At 51.7% G+C, this 2977-nt stretch carries 1 rRNA gene; it reads right to left on the bottom strand.

The features are described 5' to 3' along the window. Positions 1-19: 19 nt before the first annotated feature. Positions 20-2913, bottom strand: a 23S ribosomal RNA gene (locus NPS56_RS30830). Positions 2914-2977 lie beyond the last annotated feature (64 nt).

A 2977-nucleotide genomic window follows, 5' to 3' on the forward strand; every position in this document is an offset into this window, starting at 1 on the left:
CAAATTGCTTGGGTGTTATATGGTCAAGCCTCACGGGCAATTAGTATTGGTTAGCTCAACGCCTCACAGCGCTTACACACCCAACCTATCAACGTCGTAGTCTTCGACGGCCCTTCAGGGGACTCAAGGTCCCAGTGAGATCTCATCTTGAGGCTAGTTTCCCGCTTAGATGCTTTCAGCGGTTATCTATTCCGAACATAGCTACCCGGCAATGCCACTGGCGTGACAACCGGAACACCAGAGGTTCGTCCACTCCGGTCCTCTCGTACTAGGAGCAGCCCCTCTCAAATCTCAAACGTCCACGGCAGATAGGGACCGAACTGTCTCACGACGTTCTAAACCCAGCTCGCGTACCACTTTAAATGGCGAACAGCCATACCCTTGGGACCGGCTTCAGCCCCAGGATGTGATGAGCCGACATCGAGGTGCCAAACACCGCCGTCGATATGAACTCTTGGGCGGTATCAGCCTGTTATCCCCGGAGTACCTTTTATCCGTTGAGCGATGGCCCTTCCATACAGAACCACCGGATCACTAAGACCTACTTTCGTACCTGCTCGACGTGTCTGTCTCGCAGTCAAGCGCGCTTTTGCCTTTATACTCTACGACCGATTTCCGACCGGTCTGAGCGCACCTTCGTACTCCTCCGTTACTCTTTAGGAGGAGACCGCCCCAGTCAAACTACCCACCATACACTGTCCTCGATCCGGATAACGGACCTGAGTTAGAACCTCAAAGTTGCCAGGGTGGTATTTCAAGGATGGCTCCACGCGAACTGGCGTCCACGCTTCAAAGCCTCCCACCTATCCTACACAAGCAAATTCAAAGTCCAGTGCAAAGCTATAGTAAAGGTTCACGGGGTCTTTCCGTCTAGCCGCGGATACACTGCATCTTCACAGCGATTTCAATTTCACTGAGTCTCGGGTGGAGACAGCGCCGCCATCGTTACGCCATTCGTGCAGGTCGGAACTTACCCGACAAGGAATTTCGCTACCTTAGGACCGTTATAGTTACGGCCGCCGTTTACCGGGGCTTCGATCAAGAGCTTCGCGTTAGCTAACCCCATCAATTAACCTTCCGGCACCGGGCAGGCGTCACACCCTATACGTCCACTTTCGTGTTTGCAGAGTGCTGTGTTTTTAATAAACAGTCGCAGCGGCCTGGTATCTTCGACCGGCGTGGGCTTACGCAGTAAATGCTTCACCCTCACCGGCGCACCTTCTCCCGAAGTTACGGTGCCATTTTGCCTAGTTCCTTCACCCGAGTTCTCTCAAGCGCCTTGGTATTCTCTACCCAACCACCTGTGTCGGTTTGGGGTACGGTTCCTGGTTACCTGAAGCTTAGAAGCTTTTCTTGGAAGCATGGCATCAACCACTTCGTGTTCTAAAAGAACACTCGTCATCAGCTCTCGGCCTTGAAATCCCGGATTTACCTAAGATTCCAGCCTACCACCTTAAACTTGGACAACCAACGCCAAGCTGGCCTAGCCTTCTCCGTCCCTCCATCGCAATAACCAGAAGTACAGGAATATTAACCTGTTTTCCATCGACTACGCTTTTCAGCCTCGCCTTAGGGACCGACTAACCCTGCGTCGATTAACGTTGCGCAGGAAACCTTGGTCTTTCGGCGTGGGTGTTTTTCACACCCATTGTCGTTACTCATGTCAGCATTCGCACTTCTGATACCTCCAGCAAGCTTCTCAACTCACCTTCACAGGCTTACAGAACGCTCCTCTACCGCATCACCCGAAGGTGATACCCGTAGCTTCGGTGTATGGTTTGAGCCCCGTTACATCTTCCGCGCAGGCCGACTCGACTAGTGAGCTATTACGCTTTCTTTAAAGGGTGGCTGCTTCTAAGCCAACCTCCTAGCTGTCTAAGCCTTCCCACATCGTTTCCCACTTAACCATAACTTTGGGACCTTAGCTGACGGTCTGGGTTGTTTCCCTTTTCACGACGGACGTTAGCACCCGCCGTGTGTCTCCCATGCTCGGCACTTGTAGGTATTCGGAGTTTGCATCGGTTTGGTAAGTCGGGATGACCCCCTAGCCGAAACAGTGCTCTACCCCCTACAGTGATACATGAGGCGCTACCTAAATAGCTTTCGAGGAGAACCAGCTATCTCCGAGCTTGATTAGCCTTTCACTCCGATCCACAGGTCATCCGCTAACTTTTCAACGGTAGTCGGTTCGGTCCTCCAGTCAGTGTTACCTAACCTTCAACCTGCCCATGGATAGATCGCCCGGTTTCGGGTCTATTCCCAGCGACTAGACGCCCTATTAAGACTCGCTTTCGCTACGCCTCCCCTATTCGGTTAAGCTCGCCACTGAAAATAAGTCGCTGACCCATTATACAAAAGGTACGCAGTCACAGAACAAAGTCTGCTCCCACTGCTTGTACGCATACGGTTTCAGGATCTATTTCACTCCCCTCTCCGGGGTTCTTTTCGCCTTTCCCTCACGGTACTAGTTCACTATCGGTCAGTCAGTAGTATTTAGCCTTGGAGGATGGTCCCCCCATATTCAGACAAAGTTTCTCGTGCTCCGTCCTACTCGATTTCATGACTAAGAGATTTTCGCGTACAGGGCTATCACCCACTATGGCCGCACTTTCCAGAGCGTTCCGCTAATCTCAAAGCCACTTAAGGGCTAGTCCCCGTTCGCTCGCCACTACTAAGGGAATCTCGGTTGATTTCTTTTCCTCAGGGTACTTAGATGTTTCAGTTCCCCTGGTTCGCCTCTTGCACCTATGTATTCAGTACAAGATAACCATCTTATGATGGCTGGGTTCCCCCATTCAGACATCTCCGGATCAAAGTCTGTTTGCCGACTCCCCGAAGCTTTTCGCAGGCTACCACGTCTTTCATCGCCTCTGACTGCCAAGGCATCCACCGTATGCGCTTCTTCACTTGACCATATAACCCCAAGCAATCTGGTTATACTATGAAGACGACATTCGCCGAAAATTCGATTGTGCTC

Source organism: Pseudomonas putida (assembly GCF_028682635.1).
GTDB classification, from domain to species: domain Bacteria; phylum Pseudomonadota; class Gammaproteobacteria; order Pseudomonadales; family Pseudomonadaceae; genus Aquipseudomonas; species Aquipseudomonas putida_AE.